Below are 3,295 nucleotides of genomic sequence, written 5' to 3'. Positions count from 1 at the left end.
GAAATACAATGCTTTCGGCATGCAGAAGAGGAGCTCCTGCACGCCGATCGAACAAAAACACAGCTTTCGCAACCGCGTGGTGGACCCGCCAACAGCGGCCTTTCATCTGGTGAAGGCGAGGTCGCGCGGTCTCAGGTCCGCTCAGGCCGCGTAACGTGCCATTGCGGGCTGCCTCGACCACTGGGCGTACCAGGTGTCGAAGAGCTTGAGCTGCGCTTCGGCAAAGCCGCGCTGGCTGTCGGTCAGCGCATCCGTGTCGTTGAAGTGCAGCCTGTATTCAGGATTACCCTTCAGCACCATCATGTGCTTGAAATAAAGCACCAGGTCGGGCCCCTCGTCGAAGGAGGACAGGACGGCGAACGCGGCGTCCAGTTCCTGCGCAAGCCGGCGCGCCTCGGCGTCGCCCTTCGCCGCGGCCTGGCTGAGGCCCGCCAGATGCAGCACTTCCTTGGGCAGCACGTTGCCGATGCCGGTGATCGCGCCGGAGGCTCCGCAATTGACGAAACCGTGGAAGACGGCGGTGTCGACGCCGATCATCAGCGCGACCTCATCGTCACGGCTGGTGATATTTTCGGCCGCATAGCGCAGATCCGACGGGCCGCCGAATTCCTTGAAGCCGACCAGGTTCGGATGTTCGGCGCGCAGCGCGAAGAACAGATCGGCGCGCGTGGCGAAGCCGTAATAGGGGCTGTTGTAGATGACCGCCGGCAGGTCGGGGGCGGCTGAGAGGATCGCCTTGAAATGATGGCGCTGCGCGGTCACCGATGGACCGCGCGACAGAACGCGCGGGATCACCATCAGGCCGCGCGCGCCGACCTTCTGGGCATGCGCGGCATGAGCCACGGCGCTGGCCGTGTTGACGGCGCCGGTACCGACGATCACCGGCACGCCGGCCTTCACCAGGCGCTCGACGCCTTGCATGCGCTGCTCGTCGCTCAGCAGCGGCCAGTCGCCCATGGAGCCGCAATAGACGACCGCAGACATGCCGGCAGCGATCAATTCGCGTCCCTTGCGCACCAGGGTGTCGAAGTCGGGAAGCCGGTCATCGGTGCAGGGCGTCATCAGCGCCGGCATGCAGCCGGAAAAAACGTTGGCGGTCATTTGGATTCTCCTTGAGGCTGGCACGCAGATTGATCAGTTTGTCCCGAAGCAGCACCGCTTGCCAAGCGGATAGTGGCGGCCGACAGGGAGAAACGAACAATGCGTAGCAGGACCAGCATCCGCGTCGTCGGCTGCCATGCCGAGGGTGAGATCGGCGACGTCATCGTCGGCGGCGTGCTGCCGCCGGCGGGCCGCACGATGATGGAAAAGATGATAGCGATGCAGCGCGATCATGATCATGTCAGGCGCATGCTGATCTGCGAGCCGCGCGGCAGCGTGGCCCGCCACGTCAATCTCCTGGTGCCCTCGACGCGCGAGGATTGCGCCGCGGGGGCCATCATCATGGAGCCGACGGAGTACCCGCCGATGTCCGGCTCCAACACGATCTGCGTCGCCACGGTGTTGCTCGAGACCGGCATGGTGTCGATGCAGGAGCCGGAAACCCGCTTCAAGCTCGATATGCCGGGCGGCGTCATCGAGGTCAGAGCCGAATGCCGCGACGGCAAGTGCCTGTCGATCACCTTCCGCAACGCCCCCGCCTTTGCCGAACGCCTCGACGCGAGTATCGAGGTCGAAGGGCTGGGAACTCTGAAGGTCGATATCGCCTATGGCGGGATGTTCTACGCAATTGTCGACGCGGCCGCGTTGGGCTTCTCCGTCACGCCCGACGAGGCCCGGGAGATTGCCGTGGCCGGCGAGAAGGTTCGCCGCGCCGCGCGCGAACAGTTCGATGTCGTGCATCCTGAATTCGAGAATGTGCGCGGCGTCTCGATCGTGCAGTTCGCGATGCCGTTCCAGGGGCCGGGCAAGGTCACGCGCAACACCTGCATCGTCTCGCCCGGCCGCTCTGACCGCAGCCCGACCGGAACCGGCACCTCGGCCCGCATGGCTGTGCTGCACGCGCGAGGCCAGATGAAGGAAGGGGAGGTGTTGATCCATGAATCGATCATCGGCTCGCGCTTCACCGGCAGAATTGTCGGCTTGACCGAAATTGCCGGACGCAAGGCGATCGTTCCCGAGATCACCGGCCGTGCCTGGATCACCGGCGAGCACAACTACTATCTCGATCCGACAGATCCCTATCCGCAAGGCTATGTGCTGTCGGACACCTGGGGCACCTCGACCTCGGTGACGCAATAGAACTTCTTGCAACGGCGTCGCCTTGGAGCACTCGGGCACCCGGAACCTTTCTGTTCAAACGCAGGGGCATTGCGCTTGCATATGCTCGGCGGACTTGCAGGGAGGCGCCCGCTCTGATTCCCTGCGCTTGGTGGGGATCACCTGATTCGTGTGCTCGTTGCTCCGATTCCGCATCGTTATGCGGCGGAGCAGCGGGTGCTTTCGGTAGAAAGATGAAAAAATGACCGCCAAGCCGGAAATCCTGGAGATGAGACCCAAGATCACCGTCGTCGGGGTCGGCGGCGCCGGCGGCAACGCCGTCAACAACATGATCGCCGAAGGCTTGCAGGGCGTCGAGTTCGTCGTCGCCAACACCGACGCCCAGGCGCTCACCATGTCGAAGTCGTCGCGGCTGATCCAATTGGGCGCGCATGTGACCGAGGGCTTGGGCGCCGGGTCCTTGCCCCAGGTCGGCAGTGCGGCCGCGGAGGAATCCATCGATGAGATCATGGATCATCTGGCGGGAACGCATATGTGCTTCATCAATGCCGGCATGGGTGGCGGCACGGGGACGGGTGCGGCGCCCGTGATTGCGCGCGCTGCGCGCGATGCCGGCATTTTGACGGTGGCCGTCGTCACCAAGCCTTTCACATTCGAAGGCAAGCGCAGGACCCAGGCGGCCGAGGAAGGCATAGAACGCCTGCGCGAAAGCGCCGACACCGTGATCGTCATCCCGAACCAGAACCTGTTTCGGGTCGCCGACGCCAGGACCACCTTCGCCGACGCTTTCGCCATGGCGGACCGTGTGCTCTACGCGGGCGTCGGCTGCATCACGGACCTCATCGTCAAGGAAGGCCTGATCAATCTCGATTTCGCCGACGTGAAGTCGGTGATGCGGGACATGGGGCCGGCGATGATGGGAACCGGCGAGGCCTCCGGAGAGGGACGCGCAAGGACGGCGGCCGAGGCGGCAATCGCCAACCCACTCCTCGACGAGGCCTCGATGACGGGCGCCAGGGGGCTGCTTGTGTCGATCAGCGGCGGCATGGACATGACGCTGTTCGAGGTCGATGAG

3 protein-coding genes are annotated in these 3,295 nt (G+C 64.3%); 2 read left to right on the top strand and 1 reads right to left on the bottom strand.

Annotated features, from left to right (window positions below):
• Positions 1-141: 141 nt before the first annotated feature.
• The gene (locus EOA23_RS33010; protein WP_127307144.1) at positions 142-1,101 is read right to left on the bottom strand and encodes a dihydrodipicolinate synthase family protein; all 960 of its coding nucleotides are present in this window, start codon (positions 1,099-1,101) and stop codon (positions 142-144) included.
• 99 nt (positions 1,102-1,200) lie between these two features.
• Between EOA23_RS33010 and EOA23_RS33005 the strand changes: the two genes are divergently transcribed.
• Together EOA23_RS33005 and ftsZ are read left to right on the top strand one after the other, a co-directional pair.
• The gene (locus EOA23_RS33005; protein WP_127307143.1) at positions 1,201-2,241 is read left to right on the top strand and encodes a proline racemase family protein; all 1,041 of its coding nucleotides are present in this window, start codon (positions 1,201-1,203) and stop codon (positions 2,239-2,241) included.
• Between the two features lie 220 nt (positions 2,242-2,461).
• The coding region (gene ftsZ, locus EOA23_RS33000; RefSeq protein ID WP_127307142.1) for a cell division protein FtsZ at positions 2,462-3,295 on the top strand (834 nt) is incomplete at its 3' end.

The organism is Mesorhizobium sp. M2A.F.Ca.ET.042.01.1.1 (assembly GCF_003997405.1).
Classification (GTDB): domain Bacteria; phylum Pseudomonadota; class Alphaproteobacteria; order Rhizobiales; family Rhizobiaceae; genus Mesorhizobium.
Note: the sequence above shows the minus strand (reverse complement) of the source record. Positions and strands in the feature narration are given on the sequence as shown.